At 72.0% G+C, this 26,262-nt stretch carries 26 protein-coding genes and 1 pseudogene; 10 read left to right on the top strand and 17 right to left on the bottom strand.

Going from position 1 to position 26,262, the window contains the following annotated elements:
• Positions 1-61: 61 nt before the first annotated feature.
• The gene (locus tag AB0I10_RS00645) at positions 62-1,300 is read left to right on the top strand and encodes an MFS transporter (RefSeq protein ID WP_363150078.1); all 1,239 of its coding nucleotides are present in this window, start codon (positions 62-64) and stop codon (positions 1,298-1,300) included.
• Positions 1,301-1,412: 112 nt separating this feature from the next.
• Here AB0I10_RS00645 and AB0I10_RS00640 read toward each other — a convergent pair.
• The 5 genes and pseudogenes from AB0I10_RS00640 to AB0I10_RS00620 all read right to left on the bottom strand — a co-directional run.
• Positions 1,413-1,553: pseudogene (locus tag AB0I10_RS00640) on the bottom strand (IS701 family transposase); the annotation flags it as partial.
• A gap of 9 nt (positions 1,554-1,562) precedes the next feature.
• The gene (locus AB0I10_RS00635) at positions 1,563-2,219 is read right to left on the bottom strand and encodes a hypothetical protein (protein WP_363150077.1); all 657 of its coding nucleotides are present in this window, start codon (positions 2,217-2,219) and stop codon (positions 1,563-1,565) included.
• Between the two features lie 284 nt (positions 2,220-2,503).
• The gene (locus tag AB0I10_RS00630) at positions 2,504-3,709 is read right to left on the bottom strand and encodes an FAD/NAD(P)-binding oxidoreductase (RefSeq protein ID WP_363150076.1); all 1,206 of its coding nucleotides are present in this window, start codon (positions 3,707-3,709) and stop codon (positions 2,504-2,506) included.
• Positions 3,710-3,789: 80 nt separating this feature from the next.
• The gene (locus AB0I10_RS00625) at positions 3,790-4,650 is read right to left on the bottom strand and encodes a sulfite exporter TauE/SafE family protein (protein ID WP_363150075.1); all 861 of its coding nucleotides are present in this window, start codon (positions 4,648-4,650) and stop codon (positions 3,790-3,792) included.
• Entirely contained in the window at positions 4,635-5,435 is an 801-nt protein-coding gene (locus AB0I10_RS00620) for a GntR family transcriptional regulator (protein ID WP_363150074.1), read from the bottom strand. The genes AB0I10_RS00625 and AB0I10_RS00620 overlap by 16 nt, the downstream gene beginning before the upstream one ends.
• A gap of 238 nt (positions 5,436-5,673) precedes the next feature.
• Between AB0I10_RS00620 and AB0I10_RS00615 the strand changes: the two genes are divergently transcribed.
• On the top strand, positions 5,674-7,065 hold the full coding sequence (locus AB0I10_RS00615) for an MBL fold metallo-hydrolase (protein ID WP_363150073.1): 1,392 nt from the start codon (positions 5,674-5,676) through the stop codon (positions 7,063-7,065).
• 55 nt (positions 7,066-7,120) lie between these two features.
• Here AB0I10_RS00615 and AB0I10_RS00610 read toward each other — a convergent pair whose 3' ends face one another.
• Together AB0I10_RS00610 and AB0I10_RS00605 are read right to left on the bottom strand one after the other, a co-directional pair.
• Positions 7,121-8,365, bottom strand: coding sequence for a helix-turn-helix transcriptional regulator (locus AB0I10_RS00610; RefSeq protein ID WP_363150072.1), 1,245 nt, complete (start codon positions 8,363-8,365; stop codon positions 7,121-7,123).
• Positions 8,366-8,367: 2 nt separating this feature from the next.
• Positions 8,368-8,682, bottom strand: coding sequence for an antibiotic biosynthesis monooxygenase (locus AB0I10_RS00605; RefSeq protein ID WP_363150071.1), 315 nt, complete (start codon positions 8,680-8,682; stop codon positions 8,368-8,370).
• Between the two features lie 385 nt (positions 8,683-9,067).
• Here AB0I10_RS00605 and AB0I10_RS00600 point away from each other — a divergent pair, with 385 nt between their 5' ends.
• The 7 genes from AB0I10_RS00600 (at position 9,068) to AB0I10_RS00570 (ending at position 12,805) form a co-directional block, all read left to right on the top strand.
• On the top strand, positions 9,068-9,253 hold the full coding sequence (locus tag AB0I10_RS00600) for a hypothetical protein (protein ID WP_363150070.1): 186 nt from the start codon (positions 9,068-9,070) through the stop codon (positions 9,251-9,253).
• On the top strand, positions 9,253-9,447 hold the full coding sequence (locus AB0I10_RS00595) for a hypothetical protein (protein ID WP_363150069.1): 195 nt from the start codon (positions 9,253-9,255) through the stop codon (positions 9,445-9,447). Before AB0I10_RS00600 ends, AB0I10_RS00595 begins: the two co-directional genes overlap by 1 nt.
• The gene (locus AB0I10_RS00590) at positions 9,447-9,749 is read left to right on the top strand and encodes a hypothetical protein (RefSeq protein WP_363150068.1); all 303 of its coding nucleotides are present in this window, start codon (positions 9,447-9,449) and stop codon (positions 9,747-9,749) included. The genes AB0I10_RS00595 and AB0I10_RS00590 overlap by 1 nt, the downstream gene beginning before the upstream one ends.
• On the top strand, positions 9,746-9,988 hold the full coding sequence (locus AB0I10_RS00585; protein WP_363150067.1) for a hypothetical protein: 243 nt from the start codon (positions 9,746-9,748) through the stop codon (positions 9,986-9,988). The genes AB0I10_RS00590 and AB0I10_RS00585 overlap by 4 nt, the downstream gene beginning before the upstream one ends.
• Before the next feature lie 588 nt (positions 9,989-10,576).
• A complete protein-coding gene (locus tag AB0I10_RS00580; protein WP_363150066.1) occupies positions 10,577-10,912 on the top strand; it encodes a hypothetical protein in 336 nt (111 codons plus the stop codon).
• Complete coding sequence (gene tgmC / locus AB0I10_RS00575; RefSeq protein WP_363150065.1) at positions 10,905-12,026, top strand: ATP-grasp peptide maturase system methyltransferase; 1,122 nt, start codon at positions 10,905-10,907, stop codon at positions 12,024-12,026. The genes AB0I10_RS00580 and tgmC overlap by 8 nt, the downstream gene beginning before the upstream one ends.
• 245 nt (positions 12,027-12,271) lie before the next feature.
• Positions 12,272-12,805: an AMP-binding protein gene (locus tag AB0I10_RS00570; protein ID WP_363150064.1), complete on the top strand. Its 534-nt coding sequence runs from the start codon at positions 12,272-12,274 to the stop codon at positions 12,803-12,805.
• Positions 12,806-12,866: 61 nt separating this feature from the next.
• On the opposite strand, the gene AB0I10_RS00565 is transcribed toward AB0I10_RS00570, so the two are convergent.
• The 10 genes from AB0I10_RS00565 to AB0I10_RS00520 all read right to left on the bottom strand — a co-directional run bounded on the left by AB0I10_RS00565 (position 12,867) and on the right by AB0I10_RS00520 (position 24,482).
• Positions 12,867-14,432 (bottom strand): ATP-binding cassette domain-containing protein, encoded by a 1,566-nt coding sequence (locus AB0I10_RS00565; RefSeq protein WP_363150063.1) that lies wholly within the window; start codon positions 14,430-14,432, stop codon positions 12,867-12,869.
• A 62-nt stretch (positions 14,433-14,494) separates the two neighbouring features.
• On the bottom strand, positions 14,495-15,343 hold the full coding sequence (locus tag AB0I10_RS00560; RefSeq protein WP_363150062.1) for an ABC transporter permease subunit: 849 nt from the start codon (positions 15,341-15,343) through the stop codon (positions 14,495-14,497).
• Entirely contained in the window at positions 15,340-16,293 is a 954-nt protein-coding gene (locus tag AB0I10_RS00555) for an ABC transporter permease (protein ID WP_363150061.1), read from the bottom strand. Before AB0I10_RS00555 ends, AB0I10_RS00560 begins: the two co-directional genes overlap by 4 nt.
• Positions 16,290-17,882, bottom strand: a complete 1,593-nt coding sequence (locus AB0I10_RS00550) for an ABC transporter substrate-binding protein (protein WP_363150060.1) — start codon at positions 17,880-17,882, stop codon at positions 16,290-16,292. The genes AB0I10_RS00555 and AB0I10_RS00550 overlap by 4 nt, the downstream gene beginning before the upstream one ends.
• Before the next feature lie 52 nt (positions 17,883-17,934).
• Positions 17,935-18,759, bottom strand: a complete 825-nt coding sequence (locus tag AB0I10_RS00545) for a class I SAM-dependent methyltransferase (RefSeq protein WP_363150059.1) — start codon at positions 18,757-18,759, stop codon at positions 17,935-17,937.
• Between the two features lie 10 nt (positions 18,760-18,769).
• Positions 18,770-20,056 (bottom strand): MFS transporter, encoded by a 1,287-nt coding sequence (locus AB0I10_RS00540; protein ID WP_363150058.1) that lies wholly within the window; start codon positions 20,054-20,056, stop codon positions 18,770-18,772.
• Complete coding sequence (locus tag AB0I10_RS00535; RefSeq protein WP_363150057.1) at positions 20,040-21,152, bottom strand: dipeptide epimerase; 1,113 nt, start codon at positions 21,150-21,152, stop codon at positions 20,040-20,042. The genes AB0I10_RS00540 and AB0I10_RS00535 overlap by 17 nt, the downstream gene beginning before the upstream one ends.
• Positions 21,149-22,339, bottom strand: coding sequence for a pyridoxal-phosphate dependent enzyme (locus AB0I10_RS00530; protein WP_363150056.1), 1,191 nt, complete (start codon positions 22,337-22,339; stop codon positions 21,149-21,151). The genes AB0I10_RS00535 and AB0I10_RS00530 overlap by 4 nt, the downstream gene beginning before the upstream one ends.
• Positions 22,336-23,190, bottom strand: coding sequence for a DUF364 domain-containing protein (locus AB0I10_RS00525; protein WP_363150055.1), 855 nt, complete (start codon positions 23,188-23,190; stop codon positions 22,336-22,338). The genes AB0I10_RS00530 and AB0I10_RS00525 overlap by 4 nt, the downstream gene beginning before the upstream one ends.
• Positions 23,187-24,482, bottom strand: coding sequence for an ATP-grasp domain-containing protein (locus AB0I10_RS00520; protein WP_363150054.1), 1,296 nt, complete (start codon positions 24,480-24,482; stop codon positions 23,187-23,189). Before AB0I10_RS00520 ends, AB0I10_RS00525 begins: the two co-directional genes overlap by 4 nt.
• A gap of 264 nt (positions 24,483-24,746) precedes the next feature.
• Here AB0I10_RS00520 and AB0I10_RS00515 point away from each other — a divergent pair, with 264 nt between their 5' ends.
• Positions 24,747-26,168, top strand: coding sequence for an alpha/beta hydrolase (locus AB0I10_RS00515; protein WP_363150053.1), 1,422 nt, complete (start codon positions 24,747-24,749; stop codon positions 26,166-26,168).
• Positions 26,169-26,262: the final 94 nt, after the last annotated feature.

The following is a 26,262-nucleotide window of genomic DNA, read 5'->3' as shown; positions in this document are numbered from 1 at the left end:
ACCTTTCGCGTGTCGGCGAAACAGTAAACACGGCCCCCGGACCGCTCCGAGACTTCGACGCATGCGCAGCTACCGAACCCTGTTCCGCACCCCGGAGTTCACTCCGTTCCTGCTCTCCTTCGCCGCTTTCGCCGCGGCCCAGACGATCGGCGGCCTGGCCCTCGCCACGCTGGTCTTCCGGGCCACCGGCTCCCCGCTCCTGTCGGCGGTGAGCATGTTCGGCCCGCAGCTGGCGCAGTTGCTGGGGGCCGCGTTCCTGCTCTCGGGCGCCGACCGCCTGCCCCCGCGCGCGGTCCTTTCCGGCATGGCCCTCGCCTTCGCGGCCGGTACGGCGGTGCTGGCGCTGCCCGGCCTGCCGGTCTGGGCGGTCTTCGCCGTCGTACTCCTGCAGGGCCTGGTCGCGTCGCTGGGCGGGGGAGTGCGCGGGGGACTGCTGAACGAGATCCTGTCCAAGGACGGCTATGTCCTGGGCCGTTCGGTGTACAACATGCTCTGGGGCCTGATGCAGATGGCCGGTTTCGCGACGGGCGGCGCACTGCTGGCGCTCCTGTCCCCAAGGACCTGCCTGCTCCTCGCGGCGGCGCTGTACCTGATGTCGGCCCTCGTCACCCGCCTGGGCCTCACGGCCCGCCCACCGCGCTCCTCCGGCCGCCCGTCCGCCTCGGCGACCTGGCGCACCAACGCCCTCCTGTGGTCCTCACGCCCCCGCCGCCTGACGTTCCTGGGCCTGTGGGTCCCCAACGGCCTGGTGGTCGGCGGCGATTCGCTCTACGTCTCCTACGCCCCCGGAGCCGCCGGCACGCTGTACGCGTGCGGGGCGCTGGGCATGTTCCTGGGCGACATGGCGGTGGGCCGCCTGGTACCGCCCGCGTTGCGCCCCCGTCTCGCGACCCCGCTGCGCCTGCTGCTCGCGGCTCCCTACCTGTTCTTCGTCCTACAGCCGGGAGCGGCACTGTCGGCCGTGGCCGTCACCGTCGCCTCCGTCGGCTTCGCCGCGAGCCTGGTCCTGCAGGAACGCCTGATGTCCCTCACTCCCGACGACCTCGCGGGCCAAGCCCTCGGCCTGCACGCCACCGGCATGGCCGCGCTGCAGGGCGTCGGCGCTGCCCTCGCGGGCACGCTGGCCCAACTGACCTCCCCGGCCACGGCGATGACGCTGATGGCGGCCGGCTCGGTCGCCGTGACCCTGACCCTCGCGGCGCTGGGCAGGCACGACAAACGACAGCCGGCCGTCCCCGGTACGCGTCCGGGCGTCGTGTCGGAAGCCGCCGCCGCGGATCAGGGGACTGTCCGACCCTGACCCATCGGACAGTCCCTAGTGGGACTGCGTGAGGTCTGTCTCGATCTTGGCGTCGTGTGTGTCCTGCTGGGGCGGGGTTGGTGGCAGGTGGTGCAGATGCCGGTCCAGCACCTCAGGACGTCCTGGAGAGCGTCGAGGACGTGGTGGAGGGTGAGGCCGGCGTGGGGACTTTTGGGGCCAGGCGTTGTTCGGTGAGGAAGGCGTGGGCGGCGGTCACGAGGGTGACGTGGTGGTGCCGGCCGGGCCAGGAGCGGCGCCCGGCCTACTTGGCGGCGAAGGCCCAGCTGTGCGTCGTGCCGCCCTGATCGGACCAGCGGACCTCGATCTCCTTGGCGTTTGCCGGGACCATGTAGGTCCGGCAGATGGTGTAACTCTGCCCGGCCTTCCAGTTCTCGATGTCGATGGTGCGGTCGCAGCCGGGTGCGTCCTCGGCGGCCATCAGCACCAGACTCGCGGGGGCGCCGTCCGCGTAGATCTCGGTCGCCATGCCGACGTCGGGCGAACTCTCCACCACACCACCGGACTTGTTGGTGAACTTCACATGGGCGATGGCGGCGATGAGACCCTTGGCGTTCTTGGGGTCATTGGCAATCTTCTTCGCCTCGGCCTCGGTGCTCAGGTCGACCTTCTGCGCGGTGATCTCGTACGTGATCTTGGCGGCGTCCTCCTTGAAGGGGACGGTGACGGACTCGCCGGCCTTCATCGGCCCGGACTCCGCCTCGCCACCCTCGGGATTGTCACCCTTCGGCGTGCTGTCGGACGAGCCCCGCTTCGCCTTGTCCGCCGCCTTGCCGCCGGAGTCGGAGCCCCCGCAGGCGGTCAGGGCGAGGGCCAGGATAGCGATGGGCGCGGCGGCGCGCAGGGCGCAGGTACGGCGGGAGGTGCGGATGGACGTACGGCTGAACATGCGGCGCGACAACTACGGTCTCCTGTTGGTCGAACTCCCCCATCGCGCCTGCTCAGTTGGACGGAGACTGGCGCGCGATCGGCTTTCGACCGGGAAGCATATGGGTGGCGCCGAAAACACAGGAACGGCGGGGCACCCCGGGGCCCGTTTCGCCCCGGCCCGGGCACTCGGGCCACGACTTCCACCTGTTATCGCCTGTGTCACCTAGTGGCCTGAGTCGGAGAATCTCCGACTCGGGCCACTAGGGCCTGTCCGATGGGTCATGGCCGGGTCACCAGCCCCGGCGGCGGTCTCGGCTACGCCAACCCCTTCAGCATCCCCTTGAAGTAGAGCTGCGGAAGCCCGTAGCGCTTGAGGAGCCACATGTCGGTGCGTTCCCTGGTGGTGTCGATGAAGGGGATCGACGGGGCGGGCCGCAGGTCGTAGTCGAACTCGGCGAGCAGCATCTTGTGCCGGGCGGTGACCAGGGGGCAGGACGTGTAGCCGTCGTAGCGGGCGGTGGCGGGGCGGCCGCGCAGCCCGGAGAGGAGGTTGGTGACGACGACCGGGGCCTGTTTGCGGATGGCCGCGCCTGTCTTGGACGTGGGGAGGTTGGCGACGTCGCCGAGTACGAACACCTCGGGGAAGTCCGGGTGTTGGAGGGTCTCGCGGTCGGCCTTGACGTACCCGTAGGGGGAGTCGGGGTCGGCGAGCGGGCCGTCGGCGAGCCACTCGGGGGCGCGCTGCGGCGGTACGGCGTGCAGCAGGTCGTAGCGGACGGTCTCGGTCCTGCCGGTGGCGTGATCGGTGATCGCCGCCTCGCGTGCCGCGCCGTCGAGGCCGGTCATCTCGGAACGCAGCCGCACCTCGATCCCGTACCTCCGTGCCGTCTCCTCCAGCGCCCGGGAGAAGACCGGCACCTTGAAGAGGGCAGGTTCCGGGATCACCAGGATGACGCGGATGGCGTCCAGGACGCCGCGCTTGCGCCAGTGGTCGGCCGCCAGGTAGGCGATCTTCTGCGGGGCGCCGCCGCACTTCACCGGACCGGCCGGCATGGTGAACACGGCGGTGCCGCGGCGCATCCGGCGGATCAGGTCCCAGGTGAGCGGGGCGAGATCGGGGCGGTAGTTGCTGGTGACGCCGCCGTGGCCGAGCGCCGTGGCCAGGCCGGGCACGCCGTCCCAGTCGAGGCGCAGTCCGGGCGCGAGGACCAGGCGCCCGTAGGACAGGACCCGGCCGGACGCGGTGGTGACCCTGCGGGCGGCCGGGTCGACGGCGGTGGCGCGTTCGCGCAGCCAGCGCACGCCGGGCGGGATGACGTCCGCCTCGGTCCGCAGCGAGGCGCGCAGCGGGGCCTGGCCGCCGCCGACCAGCGTCCACAGCGGCTGGTACCAGTGCGTCTCGGACGGCTCCAGCAGCGCGATGTCCCGTACGCCGGCCCGGCGTAACCGGGCGGCGACCGTGATGCCCGCGGTGCCGCCGCCGATGATCAGGACCTGGTGGTGGGACGGTGCGGTGGCCATGGGGGTTCTCCTGGGATGGGGTGGGGTGGGTGAGGTGACGGGGGCCAGGGCCTGTCCGATGGGTCAGGGTCGGAAAGGCCCTAGAGGCGGGGGATGGCGGCGGCCGCCATCGTGACGGCGAGGATGGCGACGAGGGAGGCGAAGGCGGCGGTCAGGGTCTGCGACGGCAGGCGGGTGGTGAGGCGGTTGCCGAGGTAGCTGCCGATCGCCGCGCAGGCCGCGAAGCCGGTCAGCAGCGGCCAGTCCAGGGTGCCCGTACCTGCCCGGGTGACCAGTGCCGTAAGGGAGTTGATGAGGATGACGAGGAGCGAGGTGCCGATCGCGACCGGCATCTCCAGGCCCAGGACGAGGGTGAGTGCCGGTACGACGACAAAGCCGCCGCCGACGCCGAAGAAGCCGGTGAGCAGCCCGACGGCGGTGGCGGTCACGGCGATGCGGGTGATGTGGGTGATGCGGACGGGGTGCGTAAGCGGGTGAGTAGGTGGGTGGGTAGGTGAGTGAGTAGTAGGTGGGTGGGTGCCTTCAGCGGCGTCCCGTAATGCCACGGCCTCCGCCGACTTCGCCGCCCGCCGCTCCCGCAGGCTCCGTGACACCAGCGCCACCGCCACCACGAACATCAGGCCCGCGAACGCCGTCATCAACACGTTCGGCGCCATGGCCGCGCTCCAGCGGGAGCCGACGTACGTCCCGGCCGCGCCCAGTGTGCCGAAGGCCGCGCCGGACGCCCAGTGGATCCGGCCCGCACGGGCGTGGCACGCCAGCCCCGTGACGGCACCGACCGCGACCACCACCAGCGCTCCCGCGGTCGCGTCGTGCGGCGACTGGTCCAGCAGATAGACCAGGGCCGGCACGGCCAGGATCGAACCGCCGCCGCCGAGCGCGCCCAGTAACAGCCCGATCAGCAGCCCGCACGGCAGCGCCGCGGCTATGAGGACGGACACGCGGCACGCGGTGCGAGGGCGACCGCCCGGCTGTCGTCGGACCACTCGGCGACGAACGTGAACCGGTCGCCGCGCACCACCGTCTCCCGCCACTCCACCGGCCGTTCCCCGGCCCGGCCGAGTCGCTCGATGGCGAACGCCGCCTCCCGGTCGGCCAGTCCCAGCAGCCACGCCTGCCGGATGTCCGGCAGGAACGGATGGATGCGCTCCTGGCCGCCGGTGACCTTCACACCGCAGCGTCGCGACAGTTCCCCGTAGAGCGAGGTGTGCCCGAAGTCCGTCTCCAGCAGCGGCTCGGCGATCTCGGCGGGCAGATACGCGGTGTCGTGGGCGAGCGGTTCGCCGTCCGCGAGCCGCAGCCGCTCCAGCACGATCAGCGGGGCGTCCGGGATCAGCCCCAGATGCCCGGCGATCGTGCCGTCCGCCGTCCGCTCCAGCCGCAGTACCTCGCTGCGCTGCTCCACGCCCTGGCCCTCCAGTTCGCGGAAGAGGCTGTAGAGCGAGCCGAGCGGCTGCTGTATGTGCCGGGTGCCGAGCCGGCTGGCGCGGCCGCGTTCGGCGATCACCAGGCCGTCGGCGCGCAGCTTGCGCAGCGCCTCGCGGACGGTGTGCCGGCTGACCTCGTACTCGGCGGTGAGCCGGTGCTCGGCCGGGAACTCCTCGGCGAACGCGTCGGCTTGCATCCGGCGGCGCAGATCGTCGAAGAGCTGCGCCCACAGGGGCAGCGGCGAGCGGCGGTCCAGGGGGCGCGGTCCGTGCTCGCCGTCCAACGGCTCGGTCGTCATAGTCGGTTCCTCCGCGAGCGTACGGGGGTGCGGGTGCGGGTGCGGTGCGGGTGTGGTGCCGGTGTGCTCCGGATGGCGGGGACTTGTCGCCTGCCATCCGGCTCCCTAATGTACGGGACTAATGTACGTACATCCGTGCATCCACACAACGCACCCTCCCTGTAAGGGCCTTAGGGGTTACCCACCCGCCCGGCTGTCCCTTACGGGCTTCGCCCACCCCCGCACCTGGAGGCCGACCGTGCACTTCGCGCAGTACTACCTCGACTGCCTTTCCCAGGCCTCGTATCTGATCGGCGACGAGACCACCGGGCGGGCCGTGCTCATCGACCCGCGCCGCGACATCGACGACTACCTGCGCGAGGCGGATGCGGCCGGCCTGCGCATCGAACTCGTCATCGAGACGCACATTCACGCCGACTTTCTCTCCGGCCATCTCGAAACGGCGCGGGCGACCGGCGCCACCATCGCCTTCGGTGAGGCCGCCGAGACCGGCTTCCCCGTGCGCCGGTTACGTGACGGCGAACGCATCTCGCTCGGCGACGGCGGAGAGGAAGGCGGCGGCGGGGTCACCCTCACCGTCCTCGCCACACCTGGCCACACCCCCGAGTCCATCTGCCTCGTCGTCCATGAACACCCCGACGACGCCGTTCCGTTCGGCGTACTGACCGGCGACACCCTCTTCGTCGGCGATGTCGGACGTCCCGACCTGCTCTCGTCCGCCGGGCACACCCCGCACGACATGGCCGTACACCTCCACCGCTCCCTGCACACCAAACTGCTGACCCTCCCGGACGCGACCCGGGTCTTTCCCGCACACGGCGCCGGCTCGGCCTGCGGCCGCAGCCTCTCCACCGAGACCAGCTCCACCATCGGCGACCAGCGCCGCCTCAACTACGCCCTGCAGCCCATGCCGGAGGCCGACTTCGTCCGCCTGGTCACCGCGGACCAGCCGGCCACTCCCGCCTACTTCGCGCACGACGCGGCCCTCAACCGCGACGGCCACCCCCTACTGGAACCCGCTCCGCTCCCGGCACTCACCCTCGAAGAGGCGCTCGCCGCCCGCGACGAGCACGGTGCCGCCCTCCTCGACTGCCGCCCCCTGGCCGCCTACACGCACGCCCACCTCACGGGGTCCCTGCATACGAGCCTGGACACCCGGTTCGCGGAGTACGCGGGCAGTGTGGTGGCCCCAGGCGCACCGATCGTGCTGCTCGCCGACCCGGGGAAGGAGTCCGAGGCGCGCCTCCGCCTCGCCCGCATCGGATACGACCGTGTTCTCGGCCACCTCCCCGACCCGGCCGCGACGCTCGCCCGCAAGCCCGCGCTGGTCTCTCGCAGCCGCCGCATCAGAATCGACGAACTGCCGTGCTTTGACGGCCAGTTGGTGGACGTCCGCAACCCGGCCGAATACGCGGCGGGCGCTCTCCCCGGCGCCCGCAACATCCCCCTGGCCACCCTCCCCGACCACATCGCACAGCTGGACCGGGACCGCCCCGTCGTCCTGTACTGCCGCAGCGGCAACCGTTCGGTGATCGCGGCGGCGCTGCTGGAGGCGCGGGGGTTCGAGGATGTGCGTGATGTGGTGGGTGGCTACGAGGCGGCGGGGGAGGGGGCGCGGGTGCCGGGGTGAGGGGGTCGGCGAGGGCTGGACGGTGACACACCTCGGCCCCCAGAGCGCCGCCCTGTCACCCCATCGCGTCCGAGCGCTCAGCCAGGCTGCGCAGCTCCGGTGAAGCCGTCCGCCCCGCCATCAGCATCAGCTCACGGATGGCCCCGCGCGCCGCGATGTGGCTTCGAACCAGGTCGGGTGCGATCGACTCGGCCCTGAGCAACTGCGCGAGTGCGTCTCCGAACTGCCGGCGTTGCACATGAGCGCGGCCGAGGTCCATCAGCAGCCTGGCCTGGCGCTCGGCAGACAGCACGCTGACGTCCAGGTCCTTGGCGATGTCGAGCGCCTCCCCGGCATCCCCGAGATCGACCGCTGTGGAGACCGCCTGGACCTCGACATTCGTCGGACCGAACTCCAGGTTGAAGTCGTTGCGCTCAACTCCGATGTGCGCAGCCACCGTTCGCGCCTTCTCGATCTGTTCACGGGTGGCCAGCCGATCGCCGACACGCGCATGCACCAACGCCAGTGCGAGGTGCAGCGAGCCGACGACCGACAGCTCCTCCACGGGAGGCGCCTCGGCCTCGGCATGCTTGGCCAAGGTGTTGAGCGCCGTTGCAGCCGCGTGTTCGGCCTGGTCGTGGCGCTGAAGCCGGACGAACGCGTGGGTCAGCCGAAAGACGCCGACGAAGACCCCCAGGCGATCGTCGGCGAGTTCGGCTGCCCGGATCGCCCGGTCCGCCGCCAGCCACGCGGCATCTGCCTCGTCCTGCCGGACAAAGGCTGCCGCCAGAGCTTGGTAGGTGCTGGCCAACAGCCGGTGAATCTGGGGTCGCACATCTCCGGTGGCGGTTCGCGCGGCCCGTTCCAGCCGCGGCAGCAGCGATCCCAAAGCCTTGCTCAACTCCGCGAACCGGTCCCCATGAGTGAGGCCCCAGACCCGTTCCACCTCGTCCCGAAGTTCGGGGACCAAGTCGGTGCGGAAGTCTTCGCGGGGCTCCAAGACGACATCGAGCGCTGAGTGTCCCGAGATCACCAGCCGCGCCTGGTCCAGATCGTTCGGCGTCGCCTCGTCCACAGTCCCGGTCTCCGGTCCCGCCGCGCCGGCGGCTTCAGGCTGGAGGACCTGGAGAGGTACGCCGAGGCCATCAGCGAGCAACCGCAGAACATCCAGCCGGTTCACCGGCTGGATGCCCCGCTCGACCTGCGACACCCAACTCGCCGTCCGTCCGATCGCCGCGGCCAGTTCGTTCTGGGTGAGGTCGCGCTGTCTTCGCAGTTCGGCCACGCGCGCACCGAAGGCCCGACGCCCCTCCGAGGACACGACTACGCCGCCACCTTCCCCGCGATGGTGTCCAGGAACGTCACTTCGACGCCGGACAGGTACTGCTCCCGTTCGGCGAGGAACCGCTTGGTGTGCGGCTGCGCCTCATGCGCCTCGAACGCGGCGCGATCGGCGTACAGCTCGTAGAAAACGCGGACCAGGGGCTCGTCCACGGGGATGTGAGTGACGTACGCCAGCGTGCCCGGCTCCTGCGTCTTGACCCCCTCCAAGGTGCGAGCACACAGATCGTCAAAGGCAGTTGCCGCTTCCTGGTCGCGCAACGTGAAGCGAACGACCAGCCCGAAACCTTCGCTCATCAGCACTCCTTCCAGTGGCGCCAAGTCTGTCAGGTGCGCAACCTGGCTACGAGTCGCAGAACTTCTTCACTCGCAGAGATTCTGTGAGTATGCTCGTAGTCGCATCGCTACCAAGAGTGATCTCGCCGATGCTGCCGGATAGTTGGCCGGATCACTCGCATCCGGCTAGTTGCTCGCGCCACAACAAGACAGACCCCCGCAACCGCATGCGCCGCGGCCCGGGGGCGTGGCCAACCTGAGGAAAGCAGGTCGACTGATGAACTGTATCGCCCGTGTACTTGAGCCGCTGTTGCGACTGTTACTGCCCGCGCGGGGGCGCCACCGGTCCGCCAGCCCGTTGCCCGCCGCGGCGTGCGCGGAGGCGCCGACGCCGGCGCTTCCCCGCGTGCCCGCACGTGAGCCAGGGCTGCTGCGTGGCGAGGACACCGCCCTGATCCGCCCGTATGTCCTCACACCCGAGGAACGACGCGAACGGCGGTTGCAGCGCGGGCGGCGGCGGTCGCTGTGGCTCGCTGCGTACGGGTACGACGCGGGGCCGCGCTGGATCCATGGTGTGGAGGTGGCGGGTTGATGAGCCGCATGGATTGCCCCGTTCACCTGATGGAACCGGTTCCGGTGCCGGAGCCCGAGCCGGTTGCCGGGTGCGACGTGTGCACCGCCCTGGCCGGGCAACGCACGGCGGCGCACGCCATCGGGGACAAGGCGACGGTGATCGACTGCAACATCGAGATCCGCAGCCACCCCCACTCGAAGGCGGTGTGCTGATGGCGACCGAGACGCGCACGGCGAGTCAGGCAGCAGGCGGTGCGGTCATGAGCGCGGGAGTGTGGTCGCGACTGCGCGACTGGGCCGAGGAGGCGTGGTGTCGGCATGTCAGGTACCGGGAGCTGTACCGGCAGCTTGACCGGACGCGGGCGGACCTCAAGGCCCGTACCGCGTGGATGGATGAGCTGTCCGAGGAGGAGTTGGCGGAGGTGCTGCGTGGTCTCGCCGAGTGCATCGACGCCGTACGGGCAACGGGTGGCGACGCCCCGGACGCCCCGGACCGTCGGGAGGGGATGGCATGAGGGCGCGTTACCGGTTTGCCGAGTGGACTCTGGCAGCTGATGCGGATGCGCGGTTCGTCGGTGAATGCCTGGACTGCGGGGAGCGTTGCGTCGATACCGCGTCTGCCGATGAAGCGCAGGGGTGGTGCCTCAAGCATGCCGGGCTCACCGGGGACAGGCACTTTGAGATGAAGGGATTCCAGTTCTTCACCGCCTATATGACCAACGCGGCGGCGGACGGCGCTCCTCCCGCGACGTAGGCCAGGACGGGGCTGCCGTGGCCTGGCTCCAGCCGCCCCGCCCACACATCTTCCCCAAACCGGACAAACCGAGAGATGGGACAGCACGTGTTCCGCCTGTGCCGACGGGCTCACTCCCGGCCCCGGTCCGTCCCACGGGGAGCCTCCCGGGACGGCTCCCCTGAAGGGTGCCGCGCTGCATCGCGGTGAGGGGAAAAAGGTCCCGTCCGGTGATCTCCTGCACCGGGCGGGACCGCACGCCATGACGGCCCCAGCTCTCACGAGAGAGGGCCTACGAACGTCAAACCGCCACTTCGGCAAGTAACCACACTCCCGCCCGGTTGGATCATCCGCCCGCAACCTTTGGACAGGTCGAGCGCCTGCCGGGGCGGGTCCTGCACGACACCACTGTACGAAGCGATCAAGGAGGAGACTTGCAAACGAGCCTCGCAAGTACGGAGACCACCGCACGGGCCGCGTGGGGGCTGCGCCGTATGGCACCGCTGCGCAACGGTTCTCCCTCGCCGTGGCGGTACGCGGGCATCGACCCGGCCACGCAGACCGGCCGATGGATCGGGGAGGGCGGAGCGCTGAGGGCAGGTGCCCAAGGTGGCGGACGTCCGGGCGGTCGTCGTCGGCGAGCAGGTGTTCGCGGCGCGAATCACCGCGCCGCCCGGGGTCGTGGACTGGAGAGCCGAGTACCAGAGCCTCACCTATGAGCCGGTCGCCTGCCCGGATGAGATGCGCGGGGCGCTGGTGCGGTTCCTCGCCGACTTCGGGCTGAACTTCGGCGTCTTCGACTTCGCCGTGACGGCGGACGGCGCATGGTGGTTCCTGGAGTGCAACCCCAACGGCCAATGGGCGTGGCTCGAAGACGCGGCCGGACTGCCAATCACACACGCAATCGCTGACCTGTTGGAGAACGGAGCGAGTCGGCATGACTGACTCCCTGCCATCGGAACAACTACGGGCCGACCTCGCGCGGCGCCTGTCCGAGTCCGGCGCCCTGCGCAGCCCCGAATGGGAGGCGGCTGCCATGGCGGTGCCCCGCGAGGCGTTCCTCTCGCACGGCTGGTTCGAGTACGACGAGGGCGGCTGGTACCGGCCCGCGGTCGGGGACTCCCCGGAAGGACTCGCGCGGATCTACGAAGACGACACCCTCGTGACACAGGTTGCCGGGGGCGTCTTCCCTGAGCAGGTCGAGGGGCGCATCACCGCGGCCCCGTCGTCGTCGTCCACCCTGCCGAGTCTGGTCGTGCGGATGCTCGAAGACCTGCGGGCGACCGAGGGGACGCGCGTCCTTGAGATCGGCACGGGCACGGGCTACTCAACCGCGTTGCTCTGCCATGTTGTCGGTGAGGACAACGTGACCACGGTCGAGGTCGACGCCGAGGTGTCCGCCCGTGCCGGAATGGCCCTCGCGGGCGCCGGATACTGGCCTACCCGCGTGGTCGGTGACGGACTGGCGGGCTACAAGGAGGACAGCCCGTATGACCGCGTGATCGCCACGTGCAGCGTGCACACCGTGCCGGCTGACTGGCTCGCGCAGGCACGGCCCGGCGGTGAGGTCCTGGTCACGGTCGGTGGGTGGATGCACGCATCCGAACTCGTACGGCTCACGGTCGCCCACGATGGCACGGCCAGCGGCCCGGTTCTCGGCGGACAGGTCTCGTTCATGCTGGCCCGTCCGCACCTTCCGCCCCCGCTCGGGATGCTGCCGGACCTCAGCGAGGGCGACGCGATGCCCGCAGAGCTGGGCGCGGATGTGCTCGACGACTGGACAGCCCGATTCGTCGCGCAGTTCGCCGCGCCGCGCGCGCAGCGGCTCACGCTGGAACGGGACGGCCGCACGGAACACGTCGTGATCGACGTGGACGCCGGGTCATGGGCGGTCGTCTACCAAGACAGCGCGCGGTGGATGGTGCGGCAGGGGGGCGCGGCGCGACTGTGGGACGAGATCACCGAGCACCTTGCACACTGGCAGGCGGACGGGTGCCCGTCGGCCGACCGTATGCGGCTGCACGTCGGCCCCGATGGGCAACGCCTCACCTGGTTGTGACCGCGCGCTGATTAGACGGCGCCGCCGACGCGCGGCTAACTCGCTGCCGACCCCTCGAATTCGCCCATGCGGGGAGGGGATTGAAGGCACCGGAAGGCGGGCAGAAAGGTCCGGGTGACCCGTAGGGCCGGGTGCGAGAACGGCGCGCAAGGGCGCGAAGGTAGCGCAAGGGCGCGAAGAGGCGGCGCGAACCCGTACAACGTTCGTTCAGCGATTGTTGATCGCTGATCTACATTCTGATCCGCATGTTGCGCAGTCTGACCTCAGAGCATGCAGATGACGCCCGGGAAGTTCAGGAGCCGGAGGCGTCGCAGATCGCCCTCACCTGGTCCGGGGAGCCGGGCCGTATGGAGGAGCTGACCTACGGCACGCTCCTCGATCAGGCCGATCGGGCCGCGGCCGCGCTCACCCGCCTCGGGGTGCGGGCCGGAGACAAGGTCGCGGTGCATCTGCCGCTGGTGCCCGAGTCGGTGATAGCCACCCTCGCATGCGGTCGGCTGGACGCGATACGCAGCACGCTGCCGGTTTCGCTGACCGTGCCCGAACTGGTCGCACGGACCCGGGAGTCGGAGGCCCGGGTGCTGATCACCGCGGACGCGGCGTTCTTGGACGGCGCGATACGGCCTGTGAAGGCGCGGCTCGACCACGCCCTGGCGCGGGTCACATCATCCGGCGGCTCACGCGACCGGACGGTGCTGGTGGTGAACCGGTGTGCGCGGCCGGTCTCCTGGACGCCGGGGCGTGACCGGTGGTGGCACGAGGTCCTCGGCGAGAAGTGAGAGTCAGGTGGCGCCGACATGCGCTGTATGGATGGGCGAGCTCTATATGGACGAGTGAGCTCTATACGGAGGCCGTGCGAGAGGGCCGAGTGGGTGAGCCGGTACCCCACTGCGCAGCCGCCACCAGTGACGTCGTGAATGGGTGCGCGGGCGTCGTCAGTACCCGGCCCGCCGGGCCCGTCTCCACGACCCTTCCGCCGTCGAGCACCGCGATCTCGTCCGCCAGTGCCTCCGCCGTGTCCAGGTCGTGGGTGATGAGGAGCAGGCTCGGGGCGGATGGTTCCCGTAGCAGGCCGGCCAGGAGTTCGACGATGCCGCGGCGGCTTACCGCGTCGAGGCCCGAGGTGATCTCGTCGCATACCAGGACGCGTGGTTGTGCCAGCAACGCCCTAGCCAGGGCCGCCCGTTGGAGTTCACCGCCGGAGAGGCGGCCAGGGAGTCGGTCGTGGAGTTCCGCGCCCAGACCGACCCTGGCGAACGCCGTCCGTGCCTCTTCCAGTGCCTTGTCCGCCGGCACGCCCCGTAGCCGTATCGCCGTCCGGGCGGTCTGCGCCAGCACCGTCCGATGCTCGTCGAACGCCGTCCGCGCGTCCTGGAACACGTACTGCACCGCGGCGACCTGCGGTGTTGTGCGGGCCCGGATGCTGCTCGGGAGGGCTGTTCCGTCCAGCGTCAGTTCGCCGTCCCAGTCTCGGTGCAGGCCCGCCACGCACCGTCCCAGGGTTGTCTTTCCGCTTCCTGAGCGGCCGACGATCGCCAGGCAGGCCCCGGGAGGCACGTTCAACTCGACGTCCCGAAGGGCTGTTGCCGTACCGCGTGCGCTGGAGTGGGAGGGGTAGCGGGCGGCGGTGATGCTGATGTGGGCCGTGCCGGCGGCCGGCTCGTGCGATCTCGTTGTTCCGTCGGGGCTGCTGGGCGCGGCGGGTGTGAGGAGTTCGCGGGTCCAGGGGTGCTTCGGCGTCCCGAGTACCTGGTCGGCCGGGCCGGATTCCACTATTCGGCCGTCGCGAAGCACCACCACCTCATCGGCCAGTTCGCGTACGACGTCCAGGTCGTGGCTGAGCAGGACGAGGGCGATGCCCTGGCGCGCCACCCGGTCCAGTTCCGCCACGATGCGGCGCTTCGTCAGGGCGTCCTGGCCGGTCGTGGGTTCGTCCGCGACGATCACTTGGGCGCCCAGCAGCAGCGCCTGGGCCAGCACCACGCGCTGCTGTTGGCCACCGGAGAGCTGGTGCGGGTAGCGGCGCAACAGGGCCCCGCCCTCCGCGCCTTCGGGGAGTTGGGCTTGGGCGAGGGCTTCGAGGACGCGGGCGCGGGCCGCCGGACGGCGCTCGCGGCGGGGGAGCCGGGGAAGCTGCGACCGGGCGATGTCGTACAGGAGGGCCCCGACCCTCCTTGAGGGGTTGAGGACGGCGGCCGGATGCTGCGGTATGTAGCCGACGGGGCCGCCGTCCGTCACCCGCACCTGGCCTTCGACGCGCGCGCCTGGTGGGCACTCGCCCATGAGGGCCAGCCCTGTGGTGGTCTTGCCGCTGCCGGACGCGCCGACCAGCGCGGTGACCGCCCCGGCGCGGGCGGCCAGCGAGATGTCGTGGAGGATGCGGTGGCCGGCCACGTCGATGCGCAAGCCTGAGATGGAGGCCGCCGGTGCGGCGGCACCGGCATCCGAGTCCGTGTTCGCGTTCGCGTTCACTGCGGGGTCGGTCCCTTCGTTGTGAGGGGGCGTACGCCAGCGCGGTTCCGCCCTGCCAGGCCGGCGTCGCTGAGCAGGTTGGCGCCCATCGACAGGCCGACGATCAGCAGGGCGGGCACCACCACCGCCCACGGCTGGACGAACAGGCCGGTGCGGTTGCGGTCGACCATCACCGCCCAGTCGGCCGCGTCCGGGTCGACGCCGACGCCGAGGAACGCGGCGGTGGCGACGAGATAGAGCACACCGGTCATCCGTACGCCCGCGTCGGCGGCGAGGGTGCGCAGGCAGGAGCGGGCGACGTAGCCGATGGCGATGCGGCACCAGCTTTCGCCCTGCATACGGAGGGCCTCCACCGCCGGCCGCGCGGCGGCCTCGGCCGCACTCGCCCGGACGATACGGGCCGCGTCCGGCACGTTGACCAGGGCCACCAGCACCGCCAGCCCGGCCGCGCCCGGCTCGAACACCGTCGCCACCAGCAGCACCATCAGCAGTGACGGCACGGCCAGGAGTACGTCCAACGGGCGCATCAGCAGCTCCTCCAGCCAGGTGCGGTGGGTGAGCGCGGCGGCGAAGGCCAGGGGCAGGGCGATGGCGTACGCGAGGACGGTTGCGGCGAGGGCGATGACGACCACGGAGCGGCCGCCCAGCAGTACCTGGCGCCAGACGTCCTGCCCGGCGAAGTCGGTGCCGAGCGGCTGCCCGTGGGCTGCGGTGAACGAGGCCGCCCGGGGTCCGGGCGGCCCGGCCAACAGCGGCCCCAGGAAGGCGAGGAGGAGGGGGACGGCGAGCAGGAGCGCCCCGAGAGCGAAGCGGGCGGGGAGACGCGGGAAGCGCTTGCGGCTCATGCGGCCACCCCCGTCCGCGGCGCGAGCCGGTGTGTGACCAGGTCCGCGCCGAGGTTGAGAACGACCGAGACCAGGCCGAACACCACCGCAAGGCCCTGCACCACCGGCAGATCGCGGGCCTTGACCGCGTCCAGCAGGACCGTGCCGAGGCCGGGGATGACGAACAGCGCCTCGACGACGATGACGCCGCCCAGCAGCCAGTCGACGGTGCGGGCCAGTTGCTGGGTGGCGGGGGCGACGGCGTTGGGGAGGGCGTGCGCGTAACGGATACGGGCCGGGCCGATGCCGTAGCGGCGGGCCTGGGCGACGTACGGGGAGGACAGCGCGTCGATCATGCCGGCCCGTACGAGGCGGCTGATCGAGCACACCGGGCGGGCCAGCAGCACCGCCACCGGCAGGACCAGCGCCGCCGGGTGGGCGAGCAGATCGGCGCCGTAGCCGACGGCGGTGGGCGGCAGCCAGCCGAGGCGCAGGGCGAAGACGAAGACCAGCAGTACCCCGAAGGCGAATTCGGGGACCGCGTATACGCCCAGGGTGAGCGAGCTGATGAGGCGGTCGGTGCGGCCGCCCTCGCGCCGCGCGGCCAGCACCCCGAGGGCGGTGCCGACCGGCACCAGCAGGGTCACGGTGAGCGCGGCGAGCAGGAGCGTGGGGGCCAGGCCGTCCGCCAGATAGCCGGTCACCGGGCGGTCGGTGACCAGCGAGCGGCCGAGGTCGCCGTGCAGCAGTGCCTCGGCCCAGTGCGCCAGCCGCTCGTACGCGGGCCGGTCCAGCTGCATGGACTCGCGGATCGCCGCGATACGGGCCGGGTCCGGCTGGTCGCCGGCGAGGGCTACGGCGGCATCGCCCGGCAGTGCCTCGGTCAGGGCGAAGACGAGGAGGACGACGGCCGCGGTCTGGCCCGCGCCCAGCAGCAGCCGTCGTACGACGAAGGACCGCAGACCGCTCACGCCAGCCAGACCTTGTCGAAGCGGGCCCAGTCGAGGGAGTTGGCGGGCGCCTGGCGTGCCACGCCCCGGACGTTCTTCGCCGTGCCGACGATCCAGTCGGCGAAGCCCCACACCAGGAAGCCGCCCTCGGCGTGCAGCCGGCGCTGCATCCGCCCGTAGAGCGCGGACCGCTCGGCGCGGTCCGCGGTGGACTGCGCCTGCTGGTAGAGCGTGTCGAAGTCCTTGTGGTGCCACTTGGTGGCGTTGGTGGGGGAGCCGGTCAGCAGCCGCTGGGAGATGTGCATTTCGATGGGCATGGCGCCGGAGCGGTACGAGCAGAGCGTGCCGGAGTCGAGGATGTCGCTCCAGTAGCTGTCCGGGTTGTGGTTCTTCACGGTCACCTTCACCCCGGCCTTGGCCGCCTGGTCGCGGAAGATGCCGGCCGCCTCGGTGAAGCCGGAGGCGACGTCGGAGGTGTCGAGGGTGACCTTCAGGTTCTCGGCGCCGGCCTCCTTCAGCAGATGGCGGGCGCGGTCCAGGTCCTGGGTGCGCTGCGGCAGATCCTTCGCGTAGTACGTGTAGCCCTTGCCGAACAGGTCGTTGCCGACCTCCCCGGCGCCGGACAGGGCGCCGCGCACCAGCTCCTCGCGGTCCGCGATCAGGAAGAACGCCTCGCGGACCCGCTTGTCGTCGAACGGGGGCCGGTCGGTCTTCATCGCGAACGACTGCATCGAGCTGTTCTTCAGCCGGACGATTTCTATCTGCCCGCCGCGCTCGTGGGCGCGCGCGGTGGTCGGGCTGAGCTCGTGCGCGTACTCGACCTGCCCGCCGAGCAGCGCGTTGATCCGGGCGGATTCCTCGTTGGCGGCCACGAACTCCAGCTCGTCGAGGTACGGGGCGCCGTCCCAGTAGTCGTCGAAGCGCCGCAGCACGGTGGACTTGCCGGGGGAGAAGGAGACGAGTCGGAAGGGGCCGGAGCCGACCGGCTCGGCGAAGGAGCCGGTTCCCTCGGGGACGATGTACGCGCCGAACGCCGCCAGGATGTCGGGGAATTCGGCGGTGGGGCGCTTCAGCCGGAACTCGACGGTGTTCTTGCCGACGGCGCGGCTCGCCTTGAGGTCGATCGGCTCCAGGTCGGCCTTGGAACGGAACGCCTTCTTCGGGTCGGCGATCCGGCGGTAGCTGAACAGGACATCGGCGGCGGTGACCGGCTCGCCGTTGTGGAAGGTGGCCTTGCGCAGGGTCACCGTCCAGCGGTCCAGCGCCTTGTTGGGCTCCCACTTCGTGGCGAGGCGGGGCCGCGGCGTCAGCGCGTCGTCGAAGTCCGCGAGCTTGTCGTAGAGGGCCTTGGCGCGGGCCACGTCGGAGAAGAGGCTGGCCAGATGCGGGTCGAGGGTCTCGTTCGCCCCACCGCCGGCGAACGCCGCCCGCAGCTTGCCGCCGCGCCGCGGCTTGCCCCCGCCGCCGCCGGACGAGCCGCCCGAGCCGCAGCCCGCGAGGGCCAGTGCGCCCAGCGCGGCGGCGCCCGACGCGCCGATCAGGAAGCCTCGGCGGCGCAGGGCGGACGGGAGGACGGAATCCGGGGCGGAGGTGGACAGGTCTTCTGTCATGGCGGCAACTCCTGGGAAAGGGGCGGTGTTTCAGAGGGTGGAGGACAGTCGTTCAGAGGGTGGAGGTCAGTCGTGCGACGACATGCAGACGGTCGCCGTCGGTGCGGTCACCGGGCGTATCGCCCTCCTGCCAGTGCGGCTCGGTGCGCGGCCCCGGGCCGTCGTGCAGCGAAAGGAGGGTGAAGCCATGTGCGGTGAGGAAGCGCCGCAGCTCCAGCGGGAGCAGCAGCCGCCAGGCGGAGCGCTGCTCCACCGGCGCCGTCCCGTCGTTGGCGGACCACACCCGGCTGCGGCGCAGCAGCTGCGCGGTCCGGTCGACCCACAGCGTGGTCCGGGAGCGGTAGGCCGTACCCCGCCACTCGAATCCGTTCTCCGCGGGCCCGTCCAGCAGATCGGTGCGGCCCAGGAAGTACGCGCCGTTGCGCATCTCGGCGATCAGCAGCCCGCCCGGCTCCAGGGCCCGGCGGCAGGAGTCCAGCAGCCCGTCGAGCTCGTCGTTGGTGTGGCAGTACAGCAGCGCGCTGTCCAGGCAGACGATCGCGTCGAAGGCGCGCGCACCGAGGTCGAAGCGGCGCAGGTCGGCGCGGGTGTAGGCGGGGCCGGGGTGGTGCTGTCGGGCGTGCGCGAGCATCGCCTCGGAGAGGTCGGCGCCCACGACCCGGCGGCCCGCCGCCTGGAGCCGCGCCGCGTCCCGGCCGGTGCCGCAGCCCAGGTCGAGCACCCGGCGCCCGGCGCCGAGGCGCCGCAGCGTGTCCTCGGCCCAGCGGGCGGCCAGCCCCTCGCCGTCGGGGAACCGCGCCTCGTACAGCTCGGGGTTGTCGGTGAGCAGATTTCCCTCAACGGATATATCGGGTATAGGAGTTGAATTGGTCGTCATCTCTGGCCTCTCATGCGCTCGTCGCCTTCGCGGTCGCCGCGGTCGAGGTCGCTTCCGGGGCGGGCGTCCGCGCTGGCAGCGAGCCGAGCCGCCGCAGCCACCCCACCCCCGCCGCCGAAACCAGGCCGAAGGCGACGCAGCAGGCCCACGGCAGCCACTGCGCCCCGCGCGCCGCGCCGGTGTCCATCGCCCAGCCGACGACGGTGTTGCCGGCCGCGGCCGCCACCCCCGACACGACGTAGAAGACCCCGAAGTAGGTGCCGGTCAGCTCGGCGCGGCCGAAGTCGGGGATCAGCTCCATCACGAACGGCTGGGCGATCATCACGCCGAGGTAGAGCAGCAGCGCCCCCGCCAGCACCGGCAGCAGCGCGACGACCGCCGCGCCCGTTCCGTCCGGGCGGCCGGCGCCCGCCACCACCATTGGTGGCACGAACGCCAGCCCCATCAGGGCCAGTCCGACGGCGACCCACCGGCCCCGGCTGCCGCGTTCCTTGAGCGCCCGGGTCAGCCGCAGTTGAAGCGTCAGATTGGCGACCGTCCCGGTCAGGAACACGATCCCGGCGGCGCCGGCCCAGCCGGTCGCCCGCCGCGCCCCGTCGGGCAGCAGCAGATACAGCTGGTTCTCCATGGTGAACATGCCGACCATGGCCAGCGCGAACGCCAGGAACGCCCGGTTGCCGAGCACCTCGCGCCAGTCGCCGAGCACGCTGGATGTCGCCGGCGGCACCTCGCGGGACGGGAGTACGGCCGCCTGCGCGATGGTCAGCAGCGCGAAGATCCCGGCGGCGGTGACCGCCGAGGCCCGGAAGCCGACCAGCAGCAGCACACTGCCCAGCAGCGGCCCGATCAGCGCCCCGGTCGTCGCGAAGACATTGAACAGCGCGAACGCCTCCGCCTTCCGGCCGCCCGCCTCCTGCGCCAGATAGGCCCGTACGGCCGGGTTGAACAGCGCCCCGGCCAGCCCGCTGAGCACGGACGCGGCGAGCAGCACCGGCAGTCCGTCGCCGAGCGCGAACAGGGCGAAGCCCACGGTCCGCAGCGCGCACCCGGCGATGATCACGCGGCGGGCGCCGAGCCGGTCGGCGGCCGAACCGCCGATGAGGAACAGCCCCTGCTGGCTGAGGTTGCGCACCCCCAGCACGATCCCGACGAGCGCCGCCGACATCCCCAGGTCGTCGCCCATGTGCGTGGCGAGATAGGGGATGAGCAGGTAGAAGCCGGTGTTCACGCCGAGCTGGTTGACCAGCAGCAGGCGGATCGCGAGCGGGAACTCCCGCATCTCACGCCAGGTCTGCACGCCGGGGCCTTTCCGAGGGGGTGGTTGCTGTGAGGGCGCTTGCGGTGGGGTAGCCGGCCACGCGTGGCCGGATGCCGAGGCCCAGCCGGTCGCCGGCCCGTACGGTGCCGTCGGCGCCGCCGATCCCGGTCCACGGGTCGTGGGCGAGCAGCAGATGCCCGTCCAGGTCGACCCAGCGGGCCCGGTCGGCGAGATGCACGGCGGGCGCGATACCGAGCGTGCTGGCGGTCAGACAGCCGAGCATCAGATCCGTACCGCTGCCGGCCAGCAACTCCGCGATGCGCAGCGCCGCATGGACCCCGCCGCACTTGGCGAGCTTGACGTTGATGCCCTGCACCCGGCCGGCCAGCCGCCGCGCGTCCTCGTACGACACGGCGTCCTCGTCGGCGATGAGCGGCAGCGGCGAGCCGGCGGCGAGCACGGCCAGCGCCTCCGGAGTGCCGGGCGCGATGGGCTGCTCGACGGCCTCGACGCCCAGCTCGGCATAGCGGGGCAGCAGTTCCTCGGCCTGTGCGACGCTCCAGGCGCCGTTCGGGTCGAGCAACACGCGGGCGTGCGGGGCGTATTCGCGGATCGTACGGATCCGCGCGAGGTCCTCCTCGGGGTCGGCGGCGCCCGCCTTGGCCTTGATGAGGGTGAAACCGGCCTCGGCGAGGCAGTGCGCGAGGACCGCGGCGCGCTCCGGGGTGGTGATCCCGATGGTGCGGGCGGTCGCGGCGGTCGGCGGGATGAGCGAGCCCAGCAGCTGGTGGACGGGGGCGCCGGCGCGTTTGCCGACGAGGTCGAGCAGCGCCGACTCGACCGCCGCGGTCACCGCGGGCGGCGTACCGGGCCCGGCCAGCTCGCCGGCCCGTACGGCGCCCAGCGCGGTCTCCGGGTCCCCGCACCGCTCGATCGCGGTGGCCGCATCGCGCAGCAGCCGGACCAGGGTGCGGGCGTCCAGACCGAAGTAGGTGCTGGCCACCGCCTCGCCATGGCCGCGCAGCCCGCCCCGCTCGACGGTCAGCCAGACGGCGTCGCGGGCCGCCATCGTGCTGCGCGAGATCCGCAGCGGCTCGGCGAGTTCGAGGCGCGTGGTGCGCACGGTGGTCTTCATGCGGGGGCCTCCTGTGGGGGGTGTGGGGTGGTGGCTGTTGTGCCCGGAGAGCCGGGAGAGGCGGAGCAGGGGGCTGTTCCTGGAGGGGTGGCGCACGGGTCCACGCACGGGTCCACGACCGTCGTGCAGCGCGTCCAGCCGGTCGCCTCCGCTGCGCCGGGGTGCGGGATCTCGACGGGGCGGGTGTGGGCCGCCGCGCAGTCCACCCCGTGCGCCGTGGTGAAGTCGTCGTCGTAGACGGTCGACAGATAGCGGTGCGGCCCGTCGGGAAAGACGGTCGCCACGACCGCGCCGGGGTGCACCCGGGCCGCCCAGGCCGCGACCAGCGCGGCGGCCCCGGTGCTCCAGCCACCGCTGACGAAGCTGGTACGGGCCAGCCGCCGGCAGGCGTCCGCGGACTCGGCCGGGCCGACCCAGTGCACCTCGTCGAACGCCTCATAGGCCACATTGCGCGGATGGATGCTGCTGCCGAGACCGCGCATCAGCCGGGGCCTGGCCGGCTGCCCGAAGATCGTCGAGCCGGTGGCGTCCACCCCGACCAGCCGCAGCGCCGGCCAGCGGTGGCGCAGCGGCGCCACGATGCCCGCACTGTGCCCGCCGGTGCCGACGCTGCACACCAGGACGTCCAGCCGCGGCAGCTCGGCGGCCAGCTCCGCGGCGAGCGACGCGTAACCGGCGGTGTTGTCGGGGTTGTTGTACTGGTCGGGCCAGTACGCACCGGGCAGCCCGTCGAGCAGATCGCGCAGCCGGGCCAGCCGCGCCGCCTGCCAGCCGCCGCGCTCCGCGGGCCGGTCGACGAGTTCCAGGCGCGCCCCGTACGCGCGCAGCAGCCGTCGCATCGACGGCTCCAGCTCGGTGTCGCCGACCAGGACGACGGGATGGCCCAGTGCCTGCCCGGCGAAGGCGAGGCCGACGCCGAGGGTGCCGGACGTGGACTCCACCACGGGTGCGCCGGGCCGCAGTTCACCGCGCTCGCGCGCGCCGAGCAGCATGGACACCGCCGCGCGGGCCTTCATCCCGCCGACGCCGTGTCCTTCGAGCTTGGCCCAGAACCCGGGGTGCGGTCCGGGCAGATCGCCGCTGATCCTGGCCAGCGGGGTACGTCCCAGCAGTGCCAGCAGGCCGGTGTCGGTGTCGGTGGCGCCGTTCCAATGGGCCGATTCCGTGGCCGCTGTGGTGGTGGTCATCGGGCGCCTCCGTAGCGGTGGATGGTGCCGGGGCCGCCGTCCAGCCAGAAGAACGGATACGGCTCGGCGCACACGGCGTGCACTCCCGCACCCAGGAAGCGGGGCAGTACCGCGCTGCCGGTCTGCGCGAACAGCACCAGCGGCAGCCTGTCCTCGGCGGCCCGCGCGCGCAGCGGCTCGAAGGTCCCGTTGCCGAGCGTCATCCCGGAGGCGAGCACCGCGTCACAGCGCTCCAGCGCGGCGAGCGCATCGGTCTCCACCGGCTCGCCCCACTCCGTCCCGCCGCCCTTGAGATCGCACGGCACATACCGCAGCCCCCGCGAACGCAGCGCTTCCAGAAGGGAGTTGACGACACCGACGACCAACACCCGGCCCCCGGGCGGCAGCCCGCACCCGTCCAGCAGCTCCACCACCGCCCGCGCCCGCGCCCGGGACTTCTCCAGCGACGACCCGGCGGGCAGCGCGACGGGCCGCGCGCCGTGCTCGGGTGTGTGCGGCGCGATATGCATCAGATACGCGTCGAGGGCGGCGATCCGCACCACCTGGAGGGGGTGCGCGAGCAGCGAGGCCACATCCGCGCCGACCGCGTCCTCGACGGCGGCGGCCGGCAGCGCACCCGGCTCGGCGGCACACGACCCGACGGCCGCGCCCAGACGCAGGCTGAGCACCTCATTGCGGTAGCCGCTGCCGCGCCCGTCGTGGCGTACGGCCTGACTGGTGGCGAAGGCGGTGGAGACGCGGAGACATCGCGGGTCGGGGCCCAACACGCCGTCCAGTACAGCCTGTTGGAGGGCGGCGAGGCTCTCCCAGGCGGTGAGGCGGGCCCGGTCGGCCTGTATGAGGGAGCTCATCGGGCCGCCACCACCCGCGGCCGCACCGTGGCCAGCAGCTCGGCGACACGCTCCCGCGCCGAGCCGTTCGCGGCGCCGGCGGCCATGATGTGCCCCAGATAGCCGTTGTTGTCGGCGGCGGGCCGCACCCGTGCGCCGGGTTCGGCGAGCCGCACCTCCAGGACGCCGGGCAGCGCTGCCAGCTCATCCGCGGTATCCAGCCCCGCAGCGGTGTCGTACCCCGCCAGGACGCCGTCCTCCTCGCCGTCCTCGCCGGCGGGCGGCAGCAGGAAGCCGATCGCGGCGCTGCCCGTTCCCGTCGGACGGGTGGCCAGATCGGGTTCGCGCCCCAGGGCGAGGTCCACACAGGCGCCGGCCAGGTCGATACCGGTGACATGCCGGACGAGTTCGGTGATGCGGTTGCCCGCCGGACGCGGGTTGACCTCGACGACCCGCGGGCCGGCGGCGGTGAGCTTGATCTCCGTGTGCGCGACGACGTGGTCCAGGCCGAGTCCGGCGATGGCCGCGAGCGCGGTGTCCACGGCGGCGGCCGTCTCGTCGGCGCCGATGGGCGCGGGGAACATATGGCCGGTCTCGATGAACCCGGGCGCACCGCCCACACTCTTGTCGGTGACGCCGACCACCTGCGTACGCCCGTCGAACGACACCGTCTCGACGCTGACTTCGGGCCCGTCCAGCAGCTCCTCCAGCAGGATGGCGGGCGAGCGCAGCTGGCCGCGCGCATTGACCGGGAAGGCGCCGAGGGCGCGGTGGGCCTCCGCCAGCTGCGCCTCATCGTCGATGCGGCGTACGAACATCCCCGCGCACAGGTCCACCGGCTTGAACACCAGCGGATAGCCGATCTCGCGCGCCGCGAGCGCTGCCGCGGCGAAGCCGTCGCAGACCGCGAAGCGGGGACCCGGCACCCCGGCCGCCTCCAGGGTGCGGCGGGTCTCGTCCTTGCGGCAGGCCGCGGTGACCGACTGCGCGGTGGGGCCCGGCAGGCCCAGGTGCCCGGCGATCCGGGCCACCGTCGGCAGGTAGTAGTCGCATGAACTCAGCACCCCGTCGAAGCCCAACGCCTCATGGAGTTGCGCCACTTGGGGCAACAGCGTGGGCACGTCGTTGGTGTCGGCGGTGATGACGTTACGGGCGCCGAGCAGCGGATGGGCCGCCCCTTCGGGTGCGGACCGCAGGTAGTGGTGCAGATCGCGGGTCAGGAACGTGAACGTGTGTCCGGCCTCGGCGATCGCGCGTGGCAGCAGCCGGCTCATCGACCCGACCCAGCTTTCGACCATCAACAGATGCCCCATGACTCCTCATCCCGCGCCGCACTGACGGATCCGGGCAGCCCGAGGGGAGCCCCCGGAGCCGTGGATCCGTGTTGACTGAGGTCATACGATATCGATAATCATTTTCATTGTCATTTCCGATCTTGCCTCGATGGAGCCCCCATGCCCTCCCGACGCCCCCGACCTCCACTGGGGTCCCTGTTGCCGCTGCACCGACCGCCGCTTCGAGCCGTGCGCCGAACTTCCTTTGCGTGCCTTGCTGTTGCCGCCGCCCTCAGCGCTTCTGTGCCCCTCCCGGCGACCGCGTCCGCCGCCGCTGCCCCGCCCCTGGACTTCGGCCCCTGCCCCGCCTCGGTCCCGGCCCCCGCCCCGCCCGCCCGCGTCGAATGCGGCTCGCTCGCCGTCCCCCTCGACCACGACCGACCCCACGGCGAGCGGATACGTATCGCCGTCTCCCGCGTCCGCGCCACCGGAACCCCCGCAGAACGCCGGGGCGTCCTCCTGGTCAACCCCGGCGGACCCGGCGGCTCCGGACTCGGGTACGCCGTCACCAAACGCGCCAAGCTCCCCGAGTCCGTACGGCGCGCGTACGACATCGTCGGCTTCGATCCCCGCGGCACCGGCAGCAGCGCCCCCGTCGACTGCGGCCCCATGGGCGGTCTCTTCGACGCGCCCGGCCCCGACCCGGTCCCGCGGGACCACCCCGCGGAACGCGCCCATCTGCGCGGGCTCCGGCAACTCGCCGTCGACTGCGCCCAAGGCGCCGGCGCGGCGCTGCCCCACCTCTCCACCGTGCAGACCGCCCACGACATGGACGCACTCCGCGCCGCCCTCGGCGAGCGCACCATCGGGTTTCTCGGTGTCAGCTACGGCAGCTATCTGGGCGCCGCGTACGCCGCCGCCCACCCCCATCGCGTCGGCCGGATGGTCCTGGACAGCGTCGTCGGCCCCTGGGACTGGCACGACTTCGACGTCCGGCAGGCCCGCGCACTGCTGCGGCAACGCGACGACCTCTTCGGATGGCTGGCCCGCGACCCCGCCCGCCACGGCCTCGGCGACACCCCGCAGGCCGTACGCGCCTCCTACGCACGCGTACGCAGCGGCCTCGCCGCCCACCCCGCCGAGGGCTTCGGCCCCGCCGAATTCGACCGTGCCGTCTACCGCGCCCTCGGACGTACGGAACGGTGGGCGGGCCTCGGCGACGGCCTGCACCGCTATCTGCGCGACGGCTCGGCCGACGGTCTGCGGCCGGCCGACGACTTCGCCGGGCCCGCGTCACGGACGTACGAAGCCGCCAACCGCACCGTGAAATGCGCCGACGGGCCCGGACCCCGGCCCGGCGAGGTGCTCGCCGACATCCGACGGCTGCGCCGGCTCGACCCGCTTCCCGTGCTCACCGGGCTGGAGGCCACCGCCTGCGCGTACTGGGAGCGCCAGCCCGAGCGGCGCACCCCGCTCGGCAGCCCGCAGGCGCCGCCGGTCCTGCTCGTCGCCTCCGCGCACGACCCGGTCACGCCCATCGAGGGCGCCCGCGCGCTGCGCCGTACGCTGCCGGGTTCGCGGCTGGTCACGCTGGACGACGACTACTCGCACGGGGTGTTCGCCAGTCGGGGGAACGGCTGCGTGGACGACGCGGTGGCGGCGTATCTGGTCGACGGTGCGGTGCCTGCGGGGGACGTACGGTGCGCGGGGGCGGGCCTGCCGTAGCGGGTGTTCCCACGCATGCCGTGAGCGCGCCACCCCTCACCCACTGAGGCGACAAAACGGGGTATTTGCCTTATGACGCCCTAGCGTGGGGACC

This window comes from Streptomyces sp. NPDC050636 (assembly GCF_040654775.1).
Lineage (GTDB): Bacteria > Actinomycetota > Actinomycetes > Streptomycetales > Streptomycetaceae > Streptomyces.
Note: the sequence above shows the minus strand (reverse complement) of the source record. Positions and strands in the feature narration are given on the sequence as shown.

Coding starts and splice junctions, on each gene's coding strand:
- AB0I10_RS00645 (WP_363150078.1), top strand. CDS start 62: ATGCGCAGCTACCGAACCCTGTTCCGCACCCCGGAGTTCACTCCGTTC.
- AB0I10_RS00630 (WP_363150076.1), bottom strand. CDS start 3,709: ATGGCCACCGCACCGTCCCACCACCAGGTCCTGATCATCGGCGGCGGC.
- AB0I10_RS00620 (WP_363150074.1), bottom strand. CDS start 5,435: ATGACGACCGAGCCGTTGGACGGCGAGCACGGACCGCGCCCCCTGGAC.
- AB0I10_RS00605 (WP_363150071.1), bottom strand. CDS start 8,682: ATGAGCGAAGGTTTCGGGCTGGTCGTTCGCTTCACGTTGCGCGACCAG.
- AB0I10_RS00595 (WP_363150069.1), top strand. CDS start 9,253: ATGAGCCGCATGGATTGCCCCGTTCACCTGATGGAACCGGTTCCGGTG.
- AB0I10_RS00590 (WP_363150068.1), top strand. CDS start 9,447: ATGGCGACCGAGACGCGCACGGCGAGTCAGGCAGCAGGCGGTGCGGTC.
- AB0I10_RS00585 (WP_363150067.1), top strand. CDS start 9,746: ATGAGGGCGCGTTACCGGTTTGCCGAGTGGACTCTGGCAGCTGATGCG.
- tgmC (WP_363150065.1), top strand. CDS start 10,905: ATGACTGACTCCCTGCCATCGGAACAACTACGGGCCGACCTCGCGCGG.
- AB0I10_RS00570 (WP_363150064.1), top strand. CDS start 12,272: ATGTTGCGCAGTCTGACCTCAGAGCATGCAGATGACGCCCGGGAAGTT.
- AB0I10_RS00560 (WP_363150062.1), bottom strand. CDS start 15,343: ATGAGCCGCAAGCGCTTCCCGCGTCTCCCCGCCCGCTTCGCTCTCGGG.
- AB0I10_RS00550 (WP_363150060.1), bottom strand. CDS start 17,882: ATGACAGAAGACCTGTCCACCTCCGCCCCGGATTCCGTCCTCCCGTCC.
- AB0I10_RS00545 (WP_363150059.1), bottom strand. CDS start 18,759: ATGACGACCAATTCAACTCCTATACCCGATATATCCGTTGAGGGAAAT.
- AB0I10_RS00535 (WP_363150057.1), bottom strand. CDS start 21,152: ATGAAGACCACCGTGCGCACCACGCGCCTCGAACTCGCCGAGCCGCTG.
- AB0I10_RS00530 (WP_363150056.1), bottom strand. CDS start 22,339: ATGACCACCACCACAGCGGCCACGGAATCGGCCCATTGGAACGGCGCC.
- AB0I10_RS00525 (WP_363150055.1), bottom strand. CDS start 23,190: ATGAGCTCCCTCATACAGGCCGACCGGGCCCGCCTCACCGCCTGGGAG.
- AB0I10_RS00520 (WP_363150054.1), bottom strand. CDS start 24,482: ATGGGGCATCTGTTGATGGTCGAAAGCTGGGTCGGGTCGATGAGCCGG.